The sequence below is a fragment of the Enhygromyxa salina genome, assembly GCF_002994635.1.
Taxonomy (GTDB): Bacteria; Myxococcota_A; Polyangia; order Nannocystales; family Nannocystaceae; genus Plesiocystis; species Plesiocystis salina_B.
This window is the reverse complement of the sequence record NZ_PVNL01000051.1, coordinates 113966-134772: the sequence shown is the minus strand read 5'-3', so window position 1 is coordinate 134772 and position 20807 is coordinate 113966. Positions and strand designations below refer to the sequence as shown.

The 20807-nt window shown below is 69.0% G+C and carries 19 protein-coding genes; 3 read left to right on the top strand and 16 right to left on the bottom strand.

The window, feature by feature from the left end:
- Positions 1-90: 90 nt before the first annotated feature.
- The 6 genes from ENSA7_RS13460 to ENSA7_RS13430 all read right to left on the bottom strand — a co-directional run bounded on the left by ENSA7_RS13460 (position 91) and on the right by ENSA7_RS13430 (position 7367).
- Entirely contained in the window at positions 91-1404 is a 1314-nt protein-coding gene (locus tag ENSA7_RS13460; RefSeq protein ID WP_244923791.1) for an NHL repeat-containing protein, read from the bottom strand.
- Between the two features lie 153 nt (positions 1405-1557).
- Positions 1558-2970: an RluA family pseudouridine synthase gene (locus tag ENSA7_RS13450; RefSeq protein ID WP_106089679.1), complete on the bottom strand. Its 1413-nt coding sequence runs from the start codon at positions 2968-2970 to the stop codon at positions 1558-1560.
- Between the two features lie 91 nt (positions 2971-3061).
- Positions 3062-3652 (bottom strand): hypothetical protein, encoded by a 591-nt coding sequence (locus tag ENSA7_RS13445; RefSeq protein WP_146157655.1) that lies wholly within the window; start codon positions 3650-3652, stop codon positions 3062-3064.
- 301 nt (positions 3653-3953) lie between these two features.
- Entirely contained in the window at positions 3954-5333 is a 1380-nt protein-coding gene (locus tag ENSA7_RS13440) for a dihydrolipoamide acetyltransferase family protein (RefSeq protein ID WP_106089677.1), read from the bottom strand.
- A 33-nt stretch (positions 5334-5366) separates the two neighbouring features.
- A complete protein-coding gene (locus ENSA7_RS13435) occupies positions 5367-6350 on the bottom strand; it encodes a pyruvate dehydrogenase complex E1 component subunit beta (protein WP_106089676.1) in 984 nt (327 codons plus the stop codon).
- Between the two features lie 3 nt (positions 6351-6353).
- Positions 6354-7367, bottom strand: coding sequence for a thiamine pyrophosphate-dependent dehydrogenase E1 component subunit alpha (locus ENSA7_RS13430; RefSeq protein ID WP_106089675.1), 1014 nt, complete (start codon positions 7365-7367; stop codon positions 6354-6356).
- Positions 7368-7547: 180 nt separating this feature from the next.
- Here ENSA7_RS13430 and bioB point away from each other — a divergent pair, with 180 nt between their 5' ends.
- A complete protein-coding gene (bioB, locus tag ENSA7_RS13425) occupies positions 7548-8603 on the top strand; it encodes a biotin synthase BioB (RefSeq protein ID WP_106089674.1) in 1056 nt (351 codons plus the stop codon).
- Positions 8604-8616: 13 nt separating this feature from the next.
- On the opposite strand, the gene ENSA7_RS13420 is transcribed toward bioB, so the two are convergent.
- Positions 8617-9924 carry an FG-GAP repeat domain-containing protein gene (locus ENSA7_RS13420; RefSeq protein WP_106089673.1) on the bottom strand — a complete coding sequence of 436 codons (1308 nt, stop codon included), beginning with the start codon at positions 9922-9924 and terminating at the stop codon, positions 8617-8619.
- Positions 9925-10103: 179 nt separating this feature from the next.
- Here ENSA7_RS13420 and ENSA7_RS13415 point away from each other — a divergent pair, with 179 nt between their 5' ends.
- Both ENSA7_RS13415 and ENSA7_RS13410 read left to right on the top strand, forming a co-directional pair.
- Positions 10104-10898 carry a lysophospholipid acyltransferase family protein gene (locus ENSA7_RS13415; protein ID WP_146157654.1) on the top strand — a complete coding sequence of 265 codons (795 nt, stop codon included), beginning with the start codon at positions 10104-10106 and terminating at the stop codon, positions 10896-10898.
- 139 nt (positions 10899-11037) lie between these two features.
- Positions 11038-12054, top strand: a complete 1017-nt coding sequence (locus ENSA7_RS13410; protein WP_146157653.1) for a hypothetical protein — start codon at positions 11038-11040, stop codon at positions 12052-12054.
- Here ENSA7_RS13410 and ENSA7_RS13405 read toward each other — a convergent pair whose 3' ends face one another.
- The 9 genes from ENSA7_RS13405 to ENSA7_RS13360 all read right to left on the bottom strand — a co-directional run bounded on the left by ENSA7_RS13405 (position 12055) and on the right by ENSA7_RS13360 (position 20714).
- Positions 12055-13266 (bottom strand): NAD(P)/FAD-dependent oxidoreductase, encoded by a 1212-nt coding sequence (locus tag ENSA7_RS13405; protein ID WP_106089670.1) that lies wholly within the window; start codon positions 13264-13266, stop codon positions 12055-12057. It lies immediately after the preceding gene.
- Position 13267: 1 nt separating this feature from the next.
- On the bottom strand, positions 13268-14497 hold the full coding sequence (locus ENSA7_RS13400; RefSeq protein ID WP_219907960.1) for a hypothetical protein: 1230 nt from the start codon (positions 14495-14497) through the stop codon (positions 13268-13270).
- Between the two features lie 68 nt (positions 14498-14565).
- Positions 14566-15816, bottom strand: coding sequence for a beta-ketoacyl-ACP synthase (locus tag ENSA7_RS13390; RefSeq protein WP_244923790.1), 1251 nt, complete (start codon positions 15814-15816; stop codon positions 14566-14568).
- Positions 15813-16547: a 3-oxoacyl-ACP reductase FabG gene (fabG, locus tag ENSA7_RS13385; protein ID WP_106089668.1), complete on the bottom strand. Its 735-nt coding sequence runs from the start codon at positions 16545-16547 to the stop codon at positions 15813-15815. The genes ENSA7_RS13390 and fabG overlap by 4 nt, the downstream gene beginning before the upstream one ends.
- Entirely contained in the window at positions 16544-17065 is a 522-nt protein-coding gene (locus tag ENSA7_RS13380; RefSeq protein WP_106089667.1) for a hotdog family protein, read from the bottom strand. Before ENSA7_RS13380 ends, fabG begins: the two co-directional genes overlap by 4 nt.
- Before the next feature lie 4 nt (positions 17066-17069).
- Positions 17070-18065, bottom strand: a complete 996-nt coding sequence (locus tag ENSA7_RS13375; RefSeq protein WP_106089666.1) for a beta-ketoacyl synthase chain length factor — start codon at positions 18063-18065, stop codon at positions 17070-17072.
- Positions 18062-19258: a beta-ketoacyl-ACP synthase gene (locus ENSA7_RS13370; RefSeq protein ID WP_181233706.1), complete on the bottom strand. Its 1197-nt coding sequence runs from the start codon at positions 19256-19258 to the stop codon at positions 18062-18064. The genes ENSA7_RS13375 and ENSA7_RS13370 overlap by 4 nt, the downstream gene beginning before the upstream one ends.
- 202 nt (positions 19259-19460) lie before the next feature.
- Positions 19461-19805: a response regulator gene (locus ENSA7_RS13365; protein WP_181233705.1), complete on the bottom strand. Its 345-nt coding sequence runs from the start codon at positions 19803-19805 to the stop codon at positions 19461-19463.
- Between the two features lie 81 nt (positions 19806-19886).
- Complete coding sequence (locus ENSA7_RS13360; RefSeq protein WP_106089663.1) at positions 19887-20714, bottom strand: sensor histidine kinase; 828 nt, start codon at positions 20712-20714, stop codon at positions 19887-19889.
- Between the last annotated feature and the right edge of the window lie 93 nt (positions 20715-20807).

The following is a 20807-nucleotide window of genomic DNA, read 5'->3' as shown; positions in this document are numbered from 1 at the left end:
CGGGAGTAACCTCGGGAGTAAACTCGGGAGTAAGCTCGGGAATCGGGCTCGAACAGGCTACCTGTTCGAACCCCGCGGCCCTCTCCGCGATCAGGGCTCGTACAGCTGGATCACCGCGCCATTGAGCTGTTCGTCGTACTGCATGTGGAGCACGTGGTTGGCGCCGTCGACGACCATGCCAGTCGCGCCAAGCGCATACATGATCGGGGTCGCAACCCCGGGCGTCAGCTGCCCGCCAGGGAGCTCGACGTGGTCGATGCGCTGGCCGCCCTGGCGGTGCGCGACAAACAGCCGTGCGCCGTCGGGCGCGAGCGCATTGCCGTTCGGCCGATCGAGGCCCGAGACCAGGGTCGTGAACACGCCTTCGGGTGTGACAGTCGACACCCGGCCGGCCGAGTACTCGAGCACGTGCAGGGTGCCGTCGTGGCCGAACTCGAGACCCGTCAGGAATCCGGGCGTGGTGGCGAAGGGCGTGATGGTCGCGGTCTCGAGATCGATCGCCACCAGATGCCTTGGATCGTAGCTGTACCCGGCCTCAGCCCCAATCAGCTGGCCACCGAAGTCGCCGAAGCTGTCCGGCGCGAACTCCAGACTGAACAGAACCATGGGGTTCGGCAGCGTCATGACCTCGTGAACCTGATCCTGATCATCGAGCGCATACAAGACGTCGTCTTCCAAGAACGTGGTCCCGTAAAAGTAGACGCGATCGTCACTCTTGCGATAGGTCATGCCGGCCATGTAGGTCATCGGGGGCGTGGGGATCGTGGTCACGCTCCCGTCGACCCCGGACACGCGATAGATAAAGTCGCTCTCTTCGCCACCGTGGACCACGAGGTTGCAGTCGCGGTCGAACGCGACCTCACCGAGGACGGCCTCGCCCGGGAACACGAACAGCGGGAACACGAGGTTGTGCGTGTCCCACGTGCACACGTCGAAGGTGCAGGTATCCGTGCAGCCGTCGTCCTCCTCGTCGACCGGGAGCGAGTAGTCGCGTAGCGGATCGCACTGCTCCTCGCCAGCCCAGACGTGGCCGTCGCCGCAGCTCGCGGCTACGCAAGTGCTGAGACAGGCGTCAGTGTTGTCGTCATTTTGATCGTCACACTCCTCGCCCTCGTCGATCTGCCCGTCGCCACACACACCGCCTCCGTCCGTGCCTCCGCTGTCCGACTGTCCGCTATCTCCGTCGTCGTCCCCGTCGTCGTCGTCGTCGTCGTCGTCGTCGTCGTCGTCGTCGTCGTCGTCGTCGTCGTCGTCGTCATCGTCGTCATCGTCGTCGCCGTCGTTCACATCGCCTCCGTCGGCTGGTTGGCCGGCAGGCGCCCCTGGTTGCCAGTCACAACCAGGGAGAAGCAGCGCCGACACGGTCAGCATCGGCAACATCGTGATCCACTGTGTTTTCCTCATCCGATCAGGATGAGCTCAACCCGCATTTTAAGATACAGAATCCACACACTTGAACAATACCGCTCCTGTTGTGATGTAGCCCATTTGGATGGAACAGCCGCACCTGAGGTAGGGTGAATAGGTCCAAGCTACGAGATGCTCGAATATGTACACCTAAAACGGGCAGGTCGAGCTGAACTCGAGCGGCTCGCCGGTCTTGGGGTGGAGAAACCCAACCGACGCCGCGTGCAGCATCAGCCGTCCGCCGCCAAACCCATACAGCAAGTCGCCAACGATCGGCGCGTCGAGGCCCTTGGGGTGGGACGCGTGCAGCCGCAGCTGGTGGGTGCGCCCGGTCTTCGGGTACAGCGCGACGCGGGTGGTCTCGGGCCCGCGCTCGAGGACTGTCCAGTGCGTGAGGGCGGGCTTGCCTTCGACCGGGTCGTGGATCTGGCGGGGCCGATCCGCGAGATCACGGGCGAGCGCGAGCTCGATCACCCCTTTGTCGCCCGAGACCGAGCCGCACACCAGCGCCTCGTAGCGCTTGTCGATCGCCCGCGTCGAGAACTGTCGCTGCATCGCGACGTAGGCCGGCTTGTGCTTGGCCGCGATCAACAAGCCCGAGGTTGCGACGTCCAGGCGATGGACCAGGCGCGGCCAGCTCTCGTCCTCGAGCCCGGCGCGTTGCTGCAGGCGAACCTCGACGCTGTCCCGGCGCCGCGGGCCCCGACCGGGCACCGACAGCAGCCCGTGCGGCTTCTCGACGACCAGGATCGCGTCGTCCTCATACACGACCCACGGGGCGTCCGCGCTCACCGGCTCAATTCCGACATCGGGCGCCGGCTCGCAGTCCAAGCCTTCGAGCATGAACGGCAGCAGCTTCGCGCAGCGGCCCCGGCACGCCGGATAGAACACGCCGTGTTGGCGCCCGCCGCCGGGCGGCGATCCACCCCACCAAAACTCGGCCAAGGCCAGCGGACGCCCGCCGAGCGCGTAGGCCCGGGTCAGCAGCTTCGGCGCCGCGCAGTCGCCCGAGCCGCCCGGTGGCGGGAACGGATCAAACAGCGCGCACAGCTGGGTTTGCTCGCCGCGCGCGTTGGGGATCAGGTAGGTGTCGAGCAGCTCGGCATGCAGCCCGCGCGACAGCTCCCGCTGGGCCTGCACGGTGTCTCGCAAGCGCTCTTGCGCCGCCGGATCGGGTGACGCCGCGCGGCGCAGCGCCTTGATCTCGACGTCGAGGGCGCTAATCTGCCCGCCCCCTTGGTCCCATAGCCCCGCGTAGCGAGCGACATCGAAGGTCGGCGGCACGAACCCATGGACCTCATGCTGGCCGCCCAGCATCCCCGCAAACCCGCGCAGGTAACCCACCCGACCATCGGCGTGCCGCATCACGAGCACGCCGATCATCTTGCCGCCCAGCGAGCCCTCGAACATCTGTGGCTCGAGCCACGACATCGACCCCAGGGCGGCTTGGGTCTGCGCGGCCGCGAGCGCGGCGAGTGGATGCGGCGGGCCAGGCCGAAACGGCGAGGGGAACAGCTCCGGCAAGCTGGCGGCCGGGGGTTGAGGATCAAACGGGACAAACACGGACGGCGGCTATCTACCTCAGGACAGCCCGCATTTGTCGTGCAGATTCGAGTCCATACGCGTTCCCCAAGCCACGAGGGCTGGCCTGCGGCTAAAACTGAAGCTTCAAGCCGCCGGTGTCGGCCGAGAGCCGCAGCTGTCGGTTGGCCCGGCCAAACTTGATCGCGCCCGCCGTGCCGAGCACGAAGCCGCCGATCTGAACGACGCCCAAGAACCCGGTGAACAGCCCGCCAGTGGCCGAGTCGGCCCGCGGGATCGCCATGAACGGGCCGGCGATCGGGATCAACATGCGCCGACCGTAGGTGCCGGTGCCGCCCACGTCGGCTGCGTAGTCGAGGGAGATGGTGCCGACCAGCGCCGAGATCAGGTAGCTGGTCCCGAACATCGTGTAGCCCGAGATCGTCATGCCGAGCCCGGAGTTGCGCTGCTGCTTGAGCGCGGCGATCCGCGGGTTGACGATCATCGGCGAGGGCGCCATCGAGCCAGGCACGGCGGTCTGATAGACGGGCGGCGGCGGCGGTGGTGGTGTCGGCGCGGGCGCGGGCGTGACCACGATGATCGGTGCGTCCGTGCCGTCGCCGGGACCCTCGGCCTTGGCCTCGCTCGACAGCAAGACGGTGGGCAGCGCGAGCGCGGCGGAAAGACCAATGGCTAGGGAGATCTCGAGAGCAGTCCGGGTCATCACATCCCTCACTATGCGGAGAGTCTTAGCATGGGTTAGCGGCGGTGCGTATGTGGGATTTGGCCACGCTCGCGTCGTGGTCAACGTGTTGCGAGCTGCGACAGTGTCCTGCGATCCTACCCCGCCGCTGAGCCAGGCCGTCCGCCAGCACCAACCAGGCCCCACAGTCAACGCAGGCGCAGTGTGCGCTTACGGAGAGACACCTGGTTTTCCAGCGCGAGGGCAGCTCCGGGCGCCATCGACCCCCGTCCTAGTGATCCTTCGATCAGACAATCAGACGATCAGACGAGCTACCCGACGCCTACTTTGGATCAGCCAGCATCGAGAGCGGGTTCTCGAGGTAGCCCTTGACCAGGTTCAGCCACTGCGCCGCGAGGGCCCCGTCGGTGACCCGGTGGTCCGCAGAGATCGTCATGGTCATGCGCTGGCGAACGGCGACCTGGCCGTCGACCACGACCGCGCGCGGCTCGATCGCCCCGACCGCGAGGATGCCCGGCTCGCCGGGGTTGATGACGGCGGCAAACTCCTGGATCCCAAACATCCCCAGGTTGCTGACCGTAAACGTGCCCCCACTCATCTCCTCGGGCCGCAGCTGCTTGCTGCGCGCCCGCCCGCCGAGATCGCGTGACTCACTGGAGATCGACTCCAGGCTCTTTTGATCGGCGAAGCGAATGACCGGGACGATCAACCCATCGTCGACGGCGACCGCGACACCGACGTGAACGTCGCCGCGACGGATGAACTCGGCGCCCGCGAAGCTGACGTTGACCGCCGGGAACTCGCGCAGCGCTCGGGCCACGGCCTTGACGATCAGATCGTTGAACGAGATCTTGGCCGGCGCAATCGCTGCGTTGTAGTCGGCCCGAAACCCGATCGCCCGGCCCATGTCGACCTCGAGCGTGAGGTAGTAGTGCGGGACTTCTTGCTTCGACTGGGTCATGCGCCGCGCGATCGCTTTGCGCATCTGGTTGAGGCGCACGTGCTCGTCGGGGCGCGAGACGTAGGGGCGACCCCACGCGTCGGACTCGGTGCTCAGCGTGCCGGGGGCTGATCCGGCTGCCGGACTCGCAGCCGCGCCACGCTTGGCCGTCCCCTCGGCCGCGGCGCGCTCGACGTCGGCCTTGATGACTCGCCCGTGCGGGCCGCTGCCCGCGATCGCGGTGAGCTCGAGGTCATGCTCGCGGGCCAGCCGCCGGGCGATCGGCGAGGCGGGGATCCGCTGCGAGTCGGCGTCGAGGCTCACCCGCTCGGCCGCCGCGGGGGCCGACTCGCGCTTCGGGGCGGCATCCGGCGCCGGGGCCTCGGACGCTTCAGCTTCGTCGCCGCTCGGTTCGGGCGCCTCGGCGTGGGCGCGCTCGTCCGCCTTGGCCTCGGCCGCCGCCCGCTCGGCTGGCGCTGGACCACCCGACGAGGCGCTGGCGAGCGCGGCCTGGGGATCCTCGCCCTCCTTGCCGAACACCGCGATCGGGGCGCCGAGCGGCAGCGCCTCGCCCTCCTCGGCGACCAGCGCGAGCACGTAGCCCGAGTCGAACGACTCGAACTCCATGGTCGCCTTGTCGGTCTCGATCTCGGCGATGATCTGGCCGCGCTTGACCTTGTCACCGACGGCGACGCGCCACTTGGCGACGACGCCCTCTTCCATGGTGTCACTGAGACGGGGGAGTTCGACGATGGTGGCCATGGCTGTGCTCGCTGAAGGTTCGGTCGTGGTCGCTCAGTCGCGGTAGGCGACTTGGCGCAGCGCGGCGTGGACATCTTCCGGCTGCGGGATGCTCAGGTGCTCGAGGTTCTCCGCGTAGGCGAACGGGATGTCGTCGTAGCAGACCCGCGCGACCGGGGCGTCGAGCCAGTCGAACGCGAGGCGCTGGATCCGATCGACGAGCTCGGCACCTACGCCGCCGTAGGGCCAGCCGTGCTCGGCGATCACGACCCGGTTGGTCTTCTTGACGCTGGCGATGATCGCCTCGGTGTCGAGCGGACGCAGCGTGCGGAGATCGATCACCTCGGCCGACAGATCGCTGTGCTCCTGCGCGAGCTCGGCGGCGGCGAGCGCGGTCGGGACCGACTGGCCCCAGCACAGCAGCGTGACGTCGTCGCCCGGACGCTTGATGTCGGCCTCGCCGATCGGGATCAGGTACTCCTCCTCGGGGACCTCACCGCGGACCGAGTACATCAGCTCCGACTCGAAGAAGATCACCGGGTTCGGATCGCGGATCGCCGACTTGAGCAGACCCTTGGCGTCGTAGGGCGTGGCCACGGACACGACCTTGAGGCCCGGAATGTGAGCGTAGAAGCTGTCAAACGCCTGGCTGTGGGTCGAGCCGAGCATGTGCGCCGCCGCGTTGGGCCCACGAAACACGATCGGGACCGAGAACTGGCCGCCGGTCATGTGGTGGATCTTGGCCGCGTTGTTGAGGATCTGATCGAAGGCGACCGCCGAGAAGTTGAAGGTCATGAACTCGATGATCGGCCGCAGCCCGCACATCGCCGCCCCGATCCCGACGCCGGCGAACCCGGTCTCGGTGATCGGCGTGTCGACCACGCGCTTCTCGCCAAATTGCTCGAGCAGCCCCTGTGAGCACTTGTAGGCGCCCTGGTAGTGGCCGACCTCCTCGCCCATCAAGAACACCTTGTCGTCCCGGACCATCTCCTCGCGCATCGCTTCGCGGATCGCCTCGCGGATCTGTAGCGTCGGCATGGCTCAGCCCTCTCCTTCGATCATGATGTTCTCGAATCGGTAGTCGGGGTCGGGCTGCGGCGATTGATCCGCGAACTCGGCGGCGGCGTCCATCTCGGCGATGACCTCGTCGTCGATCGCCTCGAGCTGCTCCTCGGTCATGCCGTGAAGCTCGAGCAAGGCCCGGTTCGCGCGCTCGAATGGGTCGCTGGCGCGGAACGCCTCGAGCTCGCCCTTGCCCCGATATTTGGCTGGATCCGACATGCTGTGGCCCCGAAACCGGTAGGTGAGGATCTCGACCAGGGTCGGCTGCGACTCCTCGCGGGCCCGGCGGATCGCCGCCCCGATCCGGTCGCGGACCTGGAATGGATCTTCGACGGTGAAGCGATCGCCGACCATGCCGTAGCCGGGCGCGCGCGAGGTGATGTCGGCCGCTGGCAAGGTCCGCTCGAGCGGCGTGCCCATCGAGTAGCGGTTGTTCTCGACCACGAACACGACCGGCAGATCCCACAGCCCCGCGAGCGTCATGCCCTCGTGCGTGGGCCCGATCCCGACCGCGCCGTCGCCCAAGAAGCAGATCGTGACCGCGCCATCGCCCAGGTACTTGGACGCGAACGCGTGCCCCGCCGCGATCGGGATGTGGTTGCCGACGATCGCGTAGCCGCCCCACATGCCCTTGTCGCGCTCGAAGAAGTGCATGGACCCGCCGACCCCGCCGACCAGCCCGGTCTTCTTGCCGAACATCTCGGCCATGCAGGCGTTGGCGTCGCAGCCCTGCGCGAGCGCGAAGCCGTGGTCGCGGTAGGTCGACACGATCCGATCGCCGGGCTGCATCGCGAGGCTAGTGCCGACCGCGATCGCTTCTTGACCGATGTAGAGGTGCAAGAACCCGCTGATCTTGCCGCGCGTGTAGGCGCGGGCCGCCGTCTCCTCGAACCGGCGGATCCGCAGCATCTCGCGGTACGCGTGAAGGGTCTCGTCCTTGCCCGCCGAACTCAGGGTTTCCGGCAGCGGCGCGTCCTTGTCAGGCAGATCCATGGCTGGTCTCGGGGTGGTCTCGCGGATCGGCCACACCAGCCGATCGCGCGGTAACGTAGCATTCACGTCCGATGGCTCCTAGTGCGAACTCCCCTGCGCAAGCGGGTGGCCGCCAGCCCAGCGAGTCGCGCCATCCACGAGTCTGTGGGGGTCGGAGAAACCAGGCTATACATCGCGGCGATGACCGAGCCTCGCAGCCCCGCAGCCGTCGCCGATCAGATCCTCGCCGGAAACTCAGCCGCGCTCGACCAGGCCACGCTCACCGCCTGGCTCGGCGAAGACGTCGAGGTCTGGGAGCTGATGGCCGCCGCCGATCGGGTCCGGCGCGATCGGTTTGGCAACGAGGTCCACCTGTGCTCGATCGTCAACGCCAAGCAGGGCGGCTGCACGGAGGACTGCGGGTTCTGTTCCCAGTCCAAGCACTTCGAGACCCACATCACCCCGCAGAAATTCCTGACCAACGCCCAGATGGTCGCCGCCAGCGAGAAGGCGCTGTCGCAGCGCGCCACCGCGTTGGGCCTGGTCACCGCGACCCGGGGCATGGACGACGGCGACAAGACCCTCGACTACATGGTCGAGGCGGTCCGCGCCGTCCGCGACGCGGGCCACACCGAGGCCCACGCCAGCCTCGGGTTCGTCGACGAGCCCGGCCTGCGCCGGCTGCAAGCCGCCGGCCTGACCGAGCTCAACCACAACCTCGAGACCGGCCGCAGCTACTTCGAGAAGATCGTCACCACCCACACCTACGACGAGCGGATCGAGACGATCCGCACCGCCAAGCGCCTGGGCCTGCGGACCTGCTGCGGCGGCATCTTTGGCATGGGTGAGGCCCCCGAGGATCGCGCCGAGCTCGCGATCACCCTGCGCGAGCTCGACGTCGACGAGGTCCCGCTCAATTTCCTGGTCTCGATCGACGGCACCGCGCTGGCCAAGGTCGAGCCGCTCGAGCCCATGCAGATGCTCCGCATCATCGCCTGCTTCCGGCTCGCCCTCCCCCGCCAGAACATCTTCATCGCCGCCGGCCGCATGCACCTCGGCCAGCTGCTGCCCATGATGTTCAGCGCCGGAGCCAGCGGCATGATGGTCGGCGATTTCCTGACCACGCCCAACCGCAGCGTCGAGGACGACCTTCAGATGATCGAGGATCTCGGCCTGAAGACCCAGGTCTGCGGTCAGCCGCGCCCCGAGCTGCAGCCGATGCCTGCCCCGCGCCGGCTGCCCGTGTTGGCGGTCTAGACCGGCAAACCCGCTACAGGCGCGAGATCACCAGGCCGACGCTGTTCCCGAACTGGTTGGCCCAGGCGATGTCCAGCTGACCGTCCAGGTTGAGATCAGCCACCTGGACGGACACCGGCCGCAGCCCGGTCGCCCACCACCGGGTCAGCTCGAACACGCCGCCCTCGCGCTGGACGAACATCTGGACGGTGTCGCTCTCCATGCACCCGACGACGATGTCGGTGGCGCCGTCGTTGTTCATGTCGCCGACGGCGACCGACTGCGGGCCGTTACACACGTCGATGAGGGTCCGCGGCGAGAACCCCCCGAGCGAGTTCCCGAGCAAGATCGAGACCTGGTCCGACCCAAACTCCGCGACCACGAGATCGAGGTCGCCGTCCATGTTGAGGTCACCCGACACGACCCACCAGGGATCGCCGCCGAGCTGGTGCTCGACAAACTCCACGAACGTGCCGTCGCCCGCACCGTGGAAGATCATCAGGCGGTGGTCGCCCGACGGGTCGCTGACGGCCGCGGCGAGATCGAGGTGACCATCGGCGTCGAGATCGACGAGCTCGGCGTGCATGGACTGACCGCCGCCGATCTCGAGCGTGCCGACCCAGCTGGCCCCGCCCGGTCCGCCGCGCAGCAGCGCGATCCCGGCGGGGGTATTGACGATCATGTCATCGATCCCGTCTTCGTCGAAGTCGCCGGCCGCGATCGAGCTGGCGATCGAGCTGACGGACACGCCGTCGGGCGCGGCGAAGCCCATCGCCGCGCCGCCCATGTTGTGCAGCACGTAGGCGGCCTGCGCCTCGTTGTTGGCCGTGGCCATGTCGGTGCGCCCGTCCCCGTCGAAGTCGCCGACCGCGAGGCCGACCGGCAGCTCCGCGCCCGCGTCGTAGGGCTCCGTGGGCGCGAACTTGCCGTTGCCGTAGCCACGCAGGACGTTGGCGACGTGGGTGCCGCCTGGGTTTAGCCAGAAATTCGAGTTGGGCACCGCGAGGTCCGGGCGGCCGTCCGCGTCGAAGTCCGCGATCGACAAGGAGCAGGGATCCACGCCCGCGTCGAGATCATCGGGGATCTGGACCTGGCAGATCTCGCCCGGATCGAGCACGCCGTCGTAGCAGCTCTCGCTGATCGTCCCGCCGCTGCCCGGCTCTTGCTCGGATCCATCGGTGTCCTGATCGCCGGCGTCCTGACTGGACCCGTCGCTGCCGAACGGCTCACGCTCGCCGACGTCGGCCAGGCGGCCGCAGCCCGCCAGCATCACGACACTGGTCAGCGCGACAGCGAAGGTCCCGGGTAAGCCGTTCAACATGTTCTCGTCGCGCTGTTTCATATCCAACTCGTCTCTAGCGTGGCCCGTGCCACATCGTCTCACTGTGGGCCCAAGCAAACCACAGCTGTTTTCAGCTCGGGCGAGGCTGGTTTTAGCTCGGGCCTGAACGTGGCTCCACGCGGTCGTGAGCGGCCGGCTTGGCCGCCGCGGCGAGCCGTGAAATCATCCGCCCGCCCGCCGTGCCTCGCTTCCTTCGCATACCCCTGTCCGGGATCGCGTTCCTGCTGTTCTACTTTGGCGCTAGCGTGATCGCCTGGGGGCTGTTGCCGCTGCATCGCTGGCGTACGCGGGCGCTGCCGCCCGACGAGCAGCGAGCCGCGCTCGACCTGTTCATGATGCGCTGCTACCGAGCGGCGATCGAGGGCATGGGTCGGCTCGGGCTCATGCATTTTTCGCTGCCCGACTTCGAGGCCGCCGAGCTCCCACCCCCGCCGTGGGTGCTGGCCGCCAATCACCCCACCTTGATCGATGTTCTGTTCATCAAGGCCACGCTCCCGGGCGTGACGGTGCTGGTCAAGGCCGCGCTGTTCAAGGCTCCGTCGCTGCGGCGGCTGTTCGAGGCCAGCGGCGACTTCAAGGGGCCCGAGGTCGAGGACCAGGGGTTTGGCAGCACCGCCGTGCTCGACACCTTCGTGGATCGGCTGAAGGCCGGCCGCTCGGTCCTGGTGTTTCCCGAGGGGACACGGTCCCCCGCGTGGCGGCTGCGGCGCTTTCGTCGGGGCGCTGCCGAGGCGGCGATCCGTGCGGGCGCGCCGATCGTGCCGATCTTCGTGCTCAGCGATCCACCGGTGCTCAAGAAGGGTGACAAGTGGCACCACATGCCCACTGAGGTGCCGCGGTTCGCGCTCAAGCTGCTGCCCGCGATCCCCACGGCCGGGCAGAGCTCCCGCGAGCTGACCACACAGATCCGTGATCTGCTGGCCGAGCGGCTCGAAGCCGCCCGCCTCGCGGCGTGCGAGCGCAACCGGAGCTAGACGACCGGTCGCACAGCGGCTGCAGTCGGTGCAGTCGGCGAAGTGCAGAGCGCCTGTGGAAGTCACGGACAGCCAGTCGGCGCAGCCGCCGATCGGTTCAATTCGCGTTCGCGCGGCGATAAGGCCAAAGTAGGGGGCGATGAGGCGCAGGGTGACCGCCGCGATCGGGGCCGCGCTGCTCGCCGAGCTCAGCGTCGGCTGCCTGCCGCCCGCGACGATCGACGGCCCGATCGAACCAGCGCTGACGCCCGCCCCCGCAAGCGAGACTGACTCGGGTCTGTGTCGCGCCCTGGTGACCGAGCGCAGCGCCCGAGGACCGCTGACCCACGAGCTTCGCTGGGATCGCGAGGCGCTGATCTCGGCGGACACCCATCGCGGCCTCGTGGTCGGCACCGCCGATCAGCTGTTCGCGCTTCGCGTCGAGCGCCTCGGCTTCGATCCGGTCAGCCTCTACGGCGAGTCCGGCCAGTCGCTCAGCTGCGAGCAAGACGTGATCTCGACCCGACGCCTGCCCGACGGGCTGGATCAGCCGCTGGTCGAAGCCACGCCGGCCTGCACCGGACAGTTCGAAGGTCAGACGGTCGCGCTCGAGTCGACGCTGTCCCTGATGACCGCGATCGGCCCGCTGCTGGCCTGGCGCGCCCGCACCGAGGGCGTCGATCCAGCCCAGGTCGGCGTGCTCAGCTACCGGACGATCGACCTGCGCACCAGCGAGCCCGCTCGGCCCGACCAGTGGCTGCTCGAGCCCAGCCAGAGCATGACCCGCGACGAGCCCGAGCACGGCGCCTGCACCCGCCGCGACGCGCCCCGCACCCTCGCCGACGCTCGTGGATTTGCGATCACCTGGCACGCAGAAGCGGGCGCGCGCCTGCGGGTCGGCTACCGCTGCTGCAGCTGGGAGCGCAACCACGGCATGTGCGAATTCGAAGATCCGATCCCGCGGCCCGACCCCGAGCTCGCGGCCATGCTGCCCGACGCGGACAAGCTGCTGCACTCCCCGTTCGGGTGCGGCTCGATCGGTCTCGACGGAGGCATTCGCACCCGCGCCGGGGTTGCCGTGGGCGAGCACGCTGTCGCCCCCGCCGATCTGCTCGGCGTCGTGTTCCTGCCCCACGATCACCCGTTCGAGCTGACCTGGCTCGACCCGTCTGCGTGACTACGTGACCCGGCGGGCGCGCATGAGCATGTTCTGGAACGGGTTGTCGTCGCGCCACACGTCGGCGGCCAGCACCGAGATCACACCGCTGCGAAGCCCGTGGCTGCGATCGCGCTCGGCGAGCAGCACGTTGTCGACCAACCGCGTGTGATAGAAGCGATGGATGAAGCGCTCGAACGCGGCGTAGGCTGGCGCCATGTGTTCGCCGAGCGGGACCATCAGCGCCGGCTCGTGCTCGCGACCCTCGCGCAGCGCCGGCTCGAGCAGATCAGCGAGCTTCTCGCCGCTCGCTAGCGCCAGCGCGACCCCAGAGGAAAACACGGGATCCAAGAAGCACGCGGCGTCGCCGATGCACGCATAGCGCCGTCCGTAGGGGGCGGTGTTGCGATAGGAGTAGTTCCCGATCATCCGGATCTCGCCAGGGCTGGCGCCCGCGGTGAGCCGCGAGAGCAAGGGTGAGTCGGCGACGGCTCGATCCAGCAGCGCAGGCTCGACCTTGCCCTTGGTCTTGACGATCCCCACGCTCAGATCGCCCGAGGCCAGGGGGATCCCCCAGATCCATCCGTCGTCCACGACCAGGATCAACACGTCGCCGCGCTCGTGCAGCTCGGCGTTGATCTCGGGCGCGAGGCCCTCGTACAGGCGAAACACGGCGGCGCGTCCGAACTCGCGGAACGGCGCCACGGTCTTGGCCCGGCGCGCGAGCAGGGCCTGCTGACCGGTCGCGTCGATCAGGTAGCGACCACGCAGCTCGATCGGATCTGGATCGCCGTCGAGATCCCGCACGCTCACCCCCACGCCGCTCGGATCATCGAGCTCGACGCCGACGACCTCGTGGCGCTGGCGGATCTCGGCGCCCGCCCGCTCGGCGGTCTGCAGCAGCGCGAGATCAAAGCTGGCCCGCTCGACGTGGTGCGCGTGGTCGGGGGTGCCCGGCAGCCCTTCGTCGAACGAGAAACACCCGCGACGACCGGCGCGCTCGTCGATGAACACCGCGCCCCGCTTGCGCAGGCAGCCGAGCGCGTCGAGATCGACGCCGAGCCGCTCGAGCACCGCGAGCTCGGTTGGCAGCAGCGACTCGCCGATGTGAAAGCGAGGGAAGCGCTCGCGCTCCAAGACCACGACCGAGACCCCAGCTTGACCCAGCAAGTTGGCGACGCACGAGCCCGCCGGGCCGCCACCAACGACGATCACGTCAAACGAGGACCGCATGTTACTTGGCGACCTTGTAGATGAAGCCAGTCTCGGTGACGAAGTAGATCGCGACAGGGTCGAAGGTGAGGCCCCAGGCCTCGTCGATCTGGGCGAGGATCTCGGGCGGGCCGTCGCAGCCGGCGAGCGGACAGCGGCTGACCACGCCGACCCCGTCTTGCTGAGAGGTCCAGTACAGGTGGGAGCTGTCGGCCGCCATCGCGAGGAGCTGGGTGGCTGTCGCGAACACCTGCGGATCCGCGCCGCCGATCCCGTTGGGCAGCGGAGCCTGGACGATGCCGATCGGCTCGCTCCAGAACACCTTCGAGCCGCCGACCGTGAGCCGGGCGGCCTGCGGGCGGTTGAGCGCGAGCTCGATCATGTTGCCGCCCCCGACCGCGCGCTTGCGAACGTGATAGTCCTCGTTGCCGAGGCGCGCGACCCAGTACACGAAGTCGCCGTCGGTCGTGATCTCGCGCGGATTTTGTCCGGGCACGACGGTCGTCATGCTGCCACCCGGCCACGCCGCGCTGACCAGATCGGCGCCCTGGTTCCAGTACAGCCGGCTGTTGGTCGCGTCGTAGGCCATCGCGAACAGGTTCAGGCCGGGCATGAAGGTCTGAACCCCGCCCGCGCAGTCCGGCGTCATGCAGCCACGCACACCCGGCTGGACCCAGTCGTTGCCCCACACGATCGCGTCGCCCGTGAACGCGGAGTCGTAGCACCACTCCTTGTCCGAGATCATGGGCCCGGCCGGGACCAGCACGGTGTCGTTGGTCCCGTCCTTGTCGATCCGACCGACGTCGGTGCCGTCGCCCCCGTAGTAGACGCTGGTTTGATCGACGTGAACCATGAACAGCCGGCCCTTGCCGCTGGCGAGCTCGACGGTCCCGCAGGTGCCTGCATCGCAGCTGCCCCCCAGGCAGTCGTGGCCACACGCGCCGCAGTGCTGGGGGTCCTCGCCCAGGACCACACACTCGCCGCCACAGTCGGTCTCCTCGGGCGTGCACACGGGTCCCGGATCGCCGTCGCCGTCGCCCGGATCGCCGTCACCATCACCGGGATCACCGTCGCCATCGCCCGGATCGCCGTCGCCGTCGCCCGGATCGCCGTCGCCGTCGCCCGGATCGCCGTCGCCGTCGCCGTCGCCCGCCGTCTCCCCGATGAGGTTGTCTGGATTATCTTGGAAGCAGCCGGGAGTGGTGAGGAGCACACACGGCAACAGTGCGCAGAGCAGGCGAGTCGTCGGCATGATTCGGCGACGTTAGCATGGGGCGCGCGCGATCAACACGAGACCCGTGCATCACGGACGCTCGAGATCTAGAGCCGGCGAAACACCAGGGCCGTATTGATGCCCCCAAACGCGAAGTTGGTGTTGAGCACCACGTCGAGCCGGGCCTGGCGGGCGGCCCCCCGCACATAGTCGAGCGCCGCGCAGCGCTCATCGACCTGGTCGAGGTTGCGGTTGGCGGCGATGAAGCCGTCGCGCATCATGATCAGCGAGAACACGCTCTCGAGCGCCCCGCAGGCCCCGAGCGTGTGACCGGTGTAGCTCTTTTGGGTCGACACCGGAACCTGGAGACCGAGCACGTGGGCGGTGGCCTGCGACTCCGCGATGTCGCCGAGCTCGGTCGCGGTCCCGTGGGCGTTGACGTAGTCGACCTCGCCCGGCTCGACCCCCGCCGACGCGAGCCCCAGCGCCATGCACCGAGCCATGCCCTCCCACGAGGGCTTGGTCAGGTGGATGCCATCGCAGGTGGTCGCGTAGCCGATGATCTCGGCGTGGATCGTGGCCCCGCGGGCGCGCGCGAGGTCGTAGCGCTCGAGCACCAGGGTCGCCGCGCCCTCGCCGATCACCACACCGTCGCGCTGGCTGTCGAACGGCCGGGGCGTGTGCTCGGGCGCGTCGTTGAATTTGCTCGACGCCGCGAACATCACGTCGAAGATCCCCGCCGGAATGAAGTGGGCCTCCTCGGCCCCGCCGACGATCATGATCTCCGCGTGGCCTTCGCGGACATACTCGTAGCCGGTCCCGATCGCCTGGCTGGCGCTGGTGCAGGCCGAGCAGGTTGGCTGCACGCGCCCACGAACGCCAAAGAACTCGGCGAGGTTGGCCGCGCAGGTGTGGCTCATGAACTTGAGAAACTGGCTGCCCGCGATGCCCTGCAGGCTGTCGGTGCGGAACACCTCGCGGCAGTAGGCCTCGGTCTCGGCCGACGAGCCGTGGGTCGAGCCGTAGGCCAGGCCGACGCTGCCGTCCGCGAGCCGCTCGCGGTCGAGCCCGGCGTGGGCGATCGCTCGCTCGCTCGCGTAGGCAGACAGCAGCGCCACGCGGCCCATGGTTCGGACTTTGCGACGCGGGTACTGCTTGGGCGTCACGCCCTCGACCAGGCCCGCGACGCCGGTGTTCATTTTGTAGCGATCGGGCCACTCGGGGACCGCGACGATGCCACCGCGACCTCGAGCGAGCGCCTCGCTGACGACGTCGATCTCGTTGCCGATCGGCGAGCACAGCCCCATGCCCGTGACCACCACCCGATGGCGCTCATGACGATCATGGTCGGCGCTCACGTCAGGCCACCGTCGATCGTGATCACCTGGCCGGTCACGTACGCGGCGTCGTCACTGGCGAGGAACCGAACCAGCTTGGCGACCTCGACGGCGGTGCCCATTCGCCGCATCGGGATCATCTTGACCATGTCCTGGGTCGGCGCGTGGGCGGCCATTTCGGTCTCGATGAGCCCGGGCGCGACCGCGTTGACGGTGATCTTGCGCTTGGCCAGCTCGCGCGCGAGGGCCTTGGTCGCGCCGATGATCCCAGCCTTGGCCGCCGAGTAGTTGACCTGGCCCCGGTTGCCGACCAGGCCCGAGATCGAGCTGATATTGATGATCCGGCCGTGGCGTCGGCGAACCATGGGCATCACCAGCGGGCGGGTGACGTTGTAGAAGCCGTCGAGGGTCGGGCGCAGCACGGCGTCCCAGGCCTCGCGCTCGAGCGCCGGAAACGCCGCGTCGGCGGTCACCCCCGCGTTGTTGACCAACACCGACACCGGCCGCCCCGACTCGAGCACACCCGCGAGCGCGGCCGCGACGGCGTCCGCGTCGGCCACGTCGAAGGGCAGCAGCTCGGCGACGCCGCCCGCGGCGAGGATCCGCTCACGCACCTGCTCGGCGGCGGCGTGGTTGCTGCGGTAGTTGATGAGCACGCCGAGCCCCGCGTCGGCGAGCTGCTCGGCGATCGCCGCTCCGATCCCTCGGCTCGCGCCGGTCACCAGCGCCCAGCTGCGCCCGTCGTCGTTCATGAATTCAGGCCGCCCTTCACACGCTGCGGGAGCTCGGGCGCGAGCATCACGTTGACCCGCGCCGCGGCCAGGCGCTGGCCGCTGCCGTGGACCTCGCAGTCGTAGCAGGCCAGGCCCGAGTCGGGATCGCTGAAGCTGTGCTCGACGCGGATCTCCAGGGTGTCGCCGACCGCGATCGCCGGGGTGTCGAGCTCGAGCTCGCGGGTCCCGAGCAGCAGCCCGGGGGCTCGCGCTTCGCCGCGCCCGCGCATGCCCTCGGCCGCCGCGATCGCCTGGGCCATGTACTCGAGCAAGACCGTGGCTGGCACCTGCCCGCCGACCTCACCAGGCAGCTCGCCAGTCAGCGTGAAGGGCCCGCTCGCGCGAACCTCGGCGCGAACCAACGACCGGGTCGGCGACCACTCGACGAGCTCGTCGATCAGGATCATCGGCGGTTCGTGCGGCAGCAGCTCGGCGACCGGCGGCAACGGCTGATCCAGCGCTGGACCCGAGGCGGGGGCGACACGCTTCGTCGGCATCGGCTCAGCCGCCTCGCTCGCCCCGGTGGAGCGTCACCGTCCACGTTGACTCGACCCCAGGATCGCCACCCGCCGTGAGCGCGAGCGGCTGGGTCGGCATCGACGCGGCCCCGTCACCCGCGCCTGCGACCGCGCGCAGCAGCTGTAGCAGCGGCTCGATCATGGTGGGGAGCCCGACACCCCCGACCCCAGAAGCAATACCAGAAGCGATACCAGACGCGATGCCAACCCCGGCGACCGAGTCGCCGTTGCTCAGGCGCAGCTCGAGCCCGAGGCTGCGCGCCTGCTCTGGCCGGCCAGGATCGGCCGCCTCGCTCGACAGGTGCAAGGCCACCGCGAAGGTGGGATCTGCGTCGGGCCGCTGAAACGGCGCGGGCACCAGCTCCTCGGCGAACAGCAGCACGACGTCGCCGCCGACCTCCGCGAGCCCGGCGAGGGACTCGAGCAGGCCCACGTCGAGGTTGTGAGGGCCACCCGCGATCGCGGTGGCTTCGCGGTGGTTGCCGCTGGCGATCGACATGTAGCCGGTCGCCGTGTTGTGCACGGAGTTGTGAAACTTCGTGGGCGAGACCGGCCCGTCGGGATCGGCGAGCTGACTCAGCAGCTCCACGGTGGTCTCGATCTCGCCAAAGCTCGAGACCAGCACGAAGCGCACGCTGTCGAGCGACGCGCCGCCTTGCTCGATCGCGGCCTCGAGCGCGGTCACGGCCGCGCGGGTCAGCGTGCTCGTGCGTCGCCGCAGGCGCGAGTGCAGCAGCTTGGCCGGCGGTCGCGGATCGGCGTTGCCTGGGGCCGCGCCGTCGAGCTTGTCGGGCGCGCCAGCGGCCACCCACGCGGCGAGATCCGGGTAGGACGGCGTCCAGATCCCGACCCCTCGCAGGTGGGCGCGCAGCTCGACGACGCCCTCGCGCGGCGCCAGGCCGATCGACTCGGCTCGCTCGCTGGTCGCGCCGCGGCTGACGCCGAGCGTGCCGGTCAGCGGATCGGTGAGGGCGCTCATTCGCTGGCCCCCAATAGCACGCTGACGTTGGACCCGCCGAACGCCAACGAATTGCTGAGCACGCGCCGGGTGGCCCGCGAGCGGCGCTCGAGCTCGACCTCCAGTCCGAGCGTGGGATCGAGGGGGCCGGCGCCGACGCTGCCCGGCAGCTCGCCGCGCTCGATCGTGGCCGCCACGAACACCGCCTCGGTCGCGCCCGCCGCCCCGAGCATGTGCCCGGTGTAGCCCTTGGTCGCGACCACGCTCAGGGCCTGACCGGGACGCCGGTCACCAAACAGCTGACGGATCGCCTGGCTCTCGGTCTCGTCGTTCTTGGTCGTGCCCGTGCCGTGGACGTTGATCTGATCGACCTCGTCCGCGGCCACGCCCCCGCCGAGCAGGGCCCGCTCCATCGCGACCCGCGCGCCGAGGCCCTCGGGGTGCGGCGCGGTCATGTGGTGCGCGTCCGAGCTCTCGCCCACCCCGAGCAGCTCGACGCCGATCCCCTCGACACCGGGACGGCGCCGCTCGAGCAGGATCAGGGCCGCGCCCTCGCCGATGTTGATGCCGCGGCGCTCGCTGGAGAACGGCCGACAGGGATCCGGCGACAGCACCTCGAGGCTCGCGAACCCGCGCACCGTCAGCTTGCACAGGCTATCGACGCCACCGACCACGACCGCGTCGACGACGCCAGCGGCGATCAGGCGCCGGGCCGACGCGAACACCTTGCCGCTCGATGAGCAGGCGGTGGACACCACGTAGCCGGGCCCGCGCAGGCCGGTGAGCCGCCGGACGATCTCGACCGTGGCGTACAGCGCGTGCTGGCGCTCGAGCGTGAAGCTCTCGGGGAGCTGACCGTGGTCGCGATGGTGGGCCCACGCCCGCTCGCTCTCGGCGATGCCCGCGGTGCTGGTCCCCACGATCAGCCCCACGCGCCCGGCCCCCCAGCGTCGCTTGGCCCGCTCGATCGCGGGGATCAACGGAATGGTGACCAGCGCACAGATCCGGGCCTGGCGTGACTCGTAGGCCCGCAGCGAGGCGTCGAGCGGCGGCAGCTCACCCGGGACCGCGCCGACCCACGTCGGCACCCCGAGAGATGGATCCGCGAGGGTCAGACCGCGGCGGCCAGCAAACAGTCCGTCGAGGACTTCCGCGGTGGTCTGGCCCAGGCCGTTGCAGGCGGAGTACGCGGTGATGGGGATGCCTGAGGGCATGGATCGACGCGCGAAAATAGCAGCGAGGTTGTGGGTTGAACAGCTTGGGGCCGGTCTGCCTGAAGCGACCAGGGTCGCAAGCCTCACGCTTGGGAGCCTGGGACCGCGTGAGTTGCCGCGCATTCATTTTGAACGCCCCAATCCGGCCCAATTGGTCCGGTTCGGGGTGCCCTGTGATCGGGGGCAACTCACTGTGATCCGCTCAGGCCACCTGCATGGCGGCGAGCAGCTGGGCGCGCCTGAACGGCTTGGCCAAGAACGCGGCGGGCGACAGCTCGCCGACATCGGGCGCGTCGCCATGGCCGCTGATCAGCACGACCCGCACGCCGCTGCCGTGCGCGCGGACCCGACGGACGAGGTTGATGCCGTCGAGGCCCGGCATCCGAATGTCCGTGATCAACATGCCCCAGGACTCGGGATCAGCCACGAACAAGCCCCAGGCGTCGAGCCCGTTGCACGCGATCGTGGGCTCGTGACCGTGGTGGTCGAGCATCCACGCCAGGGACTTGGCGATCCCAACTTCATCATCGACGACGAGGACTTTCAATATGAACCCCTCTGGCTGAGCCCCGGCTGCGCCCCGGGACCCTCGATCCGTTCAGCTTTGGACCTTCGGTTCATCGCAACATCAGTGGGTGAGAGCGCTGCTGGCGTTGCTGTCGTCGAGGTCCACCGCCTCGGTGCCGGAGGTGCTCGGCAGGCCCAGTCGGAGCCGAGCGCCCTTGCCGATCGTGCTGCTCACCTCGAGGTTGCCACCGTGGCGACGCGTGATCCCGCGCGTGATCGACAGGCCCAGGCCCGTGGCGTGGCGGTCTGGTTTGGTCGTGAAGAATGGATCGAAGATCCGCGCGAGGTGCTCGGGCGCGATCCCGCGGCCGTTGTCGGCGATATCGACCCAGACCTGCCCCTGCTGCGCGACCGTCCGCACCGTGATCTCGGCTCCCTCGCGCTCGAGGACGGCCTCTCGCGCGTTCAGGACCAGGTTGATGACCGCCTGAACGAGCTCCGGCCGACAGCAGGTGATGGGCGGGAGGCCCTCACCCAGCGCGACCTGAAGCTGGATCCCGTGTGCTGCCAGCGAGTCATGCAACCCGGCCAGCGCCTGCTCGACGACGTCGTTGAGGTCGGCGCGCTGCAGCGTGCGATCGGCGGCGCGATCAAACGCGAGCATTCGACCCACGATGCCCGCCGTACGCTGAATCTGAACCTCGATCCCCTCGATGCAGCGCTCGGCGACCTCACGATCTTCGTTGAACAGCGCGTCTCGCAGGTCGTCGACCGCGAACGCGATCACCTGCAGTGGGCGACTGATCTCGTGGCCAACCTCCGCCGCGAGCTGGCCCAGCGACGCGAGCTGCTTGGCGACGGCGACGACCTGGTCGCTCACCTCTCCGCCGCCGCCCCCCCACATCAGGGGCAGATCGTCATGTCGCGCTCGTGTGACGGGAGAACTCATGCATCCACGCGATCGCAGGGTAACGCTCGAATGTGCCTACCAGACCCATTCAGCTGTCTACCCTGCACGACCCGCGTCGATCCGACAAACGCA

Coding starts and splice junctions, on each gene's coding strand:
- ENSA7_RS13440 (WP_106089677.1), bottom strand. CDS start 5,333: ATGGCCACCATCGTCGAACTCCCCCGTCTCAGTGACACCATGGAAGAG.
- ENSA7_RS13410 (WP_146157653.1), top strand. CDS start 11,038: ATGAGGCGCAGGGTGACCGCCGCGATCGGGGCCGCGCTGCTCGCCGAG.
- ENSA7_RS13360 (WP_106089663.1), bottom strand. CDS start 20,714: ATGAGTTCTCCCGTCACACGAGCGCGACATGACGATCTGCCCCTGATG.
- ENSA7_RS13380 (WP_106089667.1), bottom strand. CDS start 17,065: ATGCCGACGAAGCGTGTCGCCCCCGCCTCGGGTCCAGCGCTGGATCAG.
- ENSA7_RS13370 (WP_181233706.1), bottom strand. CDS start 19,258: ATGCCCTCAGGCATCCCCATCACCGCGTACTCCGCCTGCAACGGCCTG.
- ENSA7_RS13375 (WP_106089666.1), bottom strand. CDS start 18,065: ATGAGCGCCCTCACCGATCCGCTGACCGGCACGCTCGGCGTCAGCCGC.
- ENSA7_RS13435 (WP_106089676.1), bottom strand. CDS start 6,350: ATGCCGACGCTACAGATCCGCGAGGCGATCCGCGAAGCGATGCGCGAG.
- ENSA7_RS13405 (WP_106089670.1), bottom strand. CDS start 13,266: ATGCGGTCCTCGTTTGACGTGATCGTCGTTGGTGGCGGCCCGGCGGGC.
- ENSA7_RS13430 (WP_106089675.1), bottom strand. CDS start 7,367: ATGGATCTGCCTGACAAGGACGCGCCGCTGCCGGAAACCCTGAGTTCG.
- ENSA7_RS13445 (WP_146157655.1), bottom strand. CDS start 3,652: ATGACCCGGACTGCTCTCGAGATCTCCCTAGCCATTGGTCTTTCCGCC.
- bioB (WP_106089674.1), top strand. CDS start 7,548: ATGACCGAGCCTCGCAGCCCCGCAGCCGTCGCCGATCAGATCCTCGCC.
- ENSA7_RS13400 (WP_219907960.1), bottom strand. CDS start 14,497: ATGCCGACGACTCGCCTGCTCTGCGCACTGTTGCCGTGTGTGCTCCTC.
- fabG (WP_106089668.1), bottom strand. CDS start 16,547: ATGAACGACGACGGGCGCAGCTGGGCGCTGGTGACCGGCGCGAGCCGA.
- ENSA7_RS13460 (WP_244923791.1), bottom strand. CDS start 1,404: ATGAGGAAAACACAGTGGATCACGATGTTGCCGATGCTGACCGTGTCG.
- ENSA7_RS13420 (WP_106089673.1), bottom strand. CDS start 9,924: ATGAAACAGCGCGACGAGAACATGTTGAACGGCTTACCCGGGACCTTC.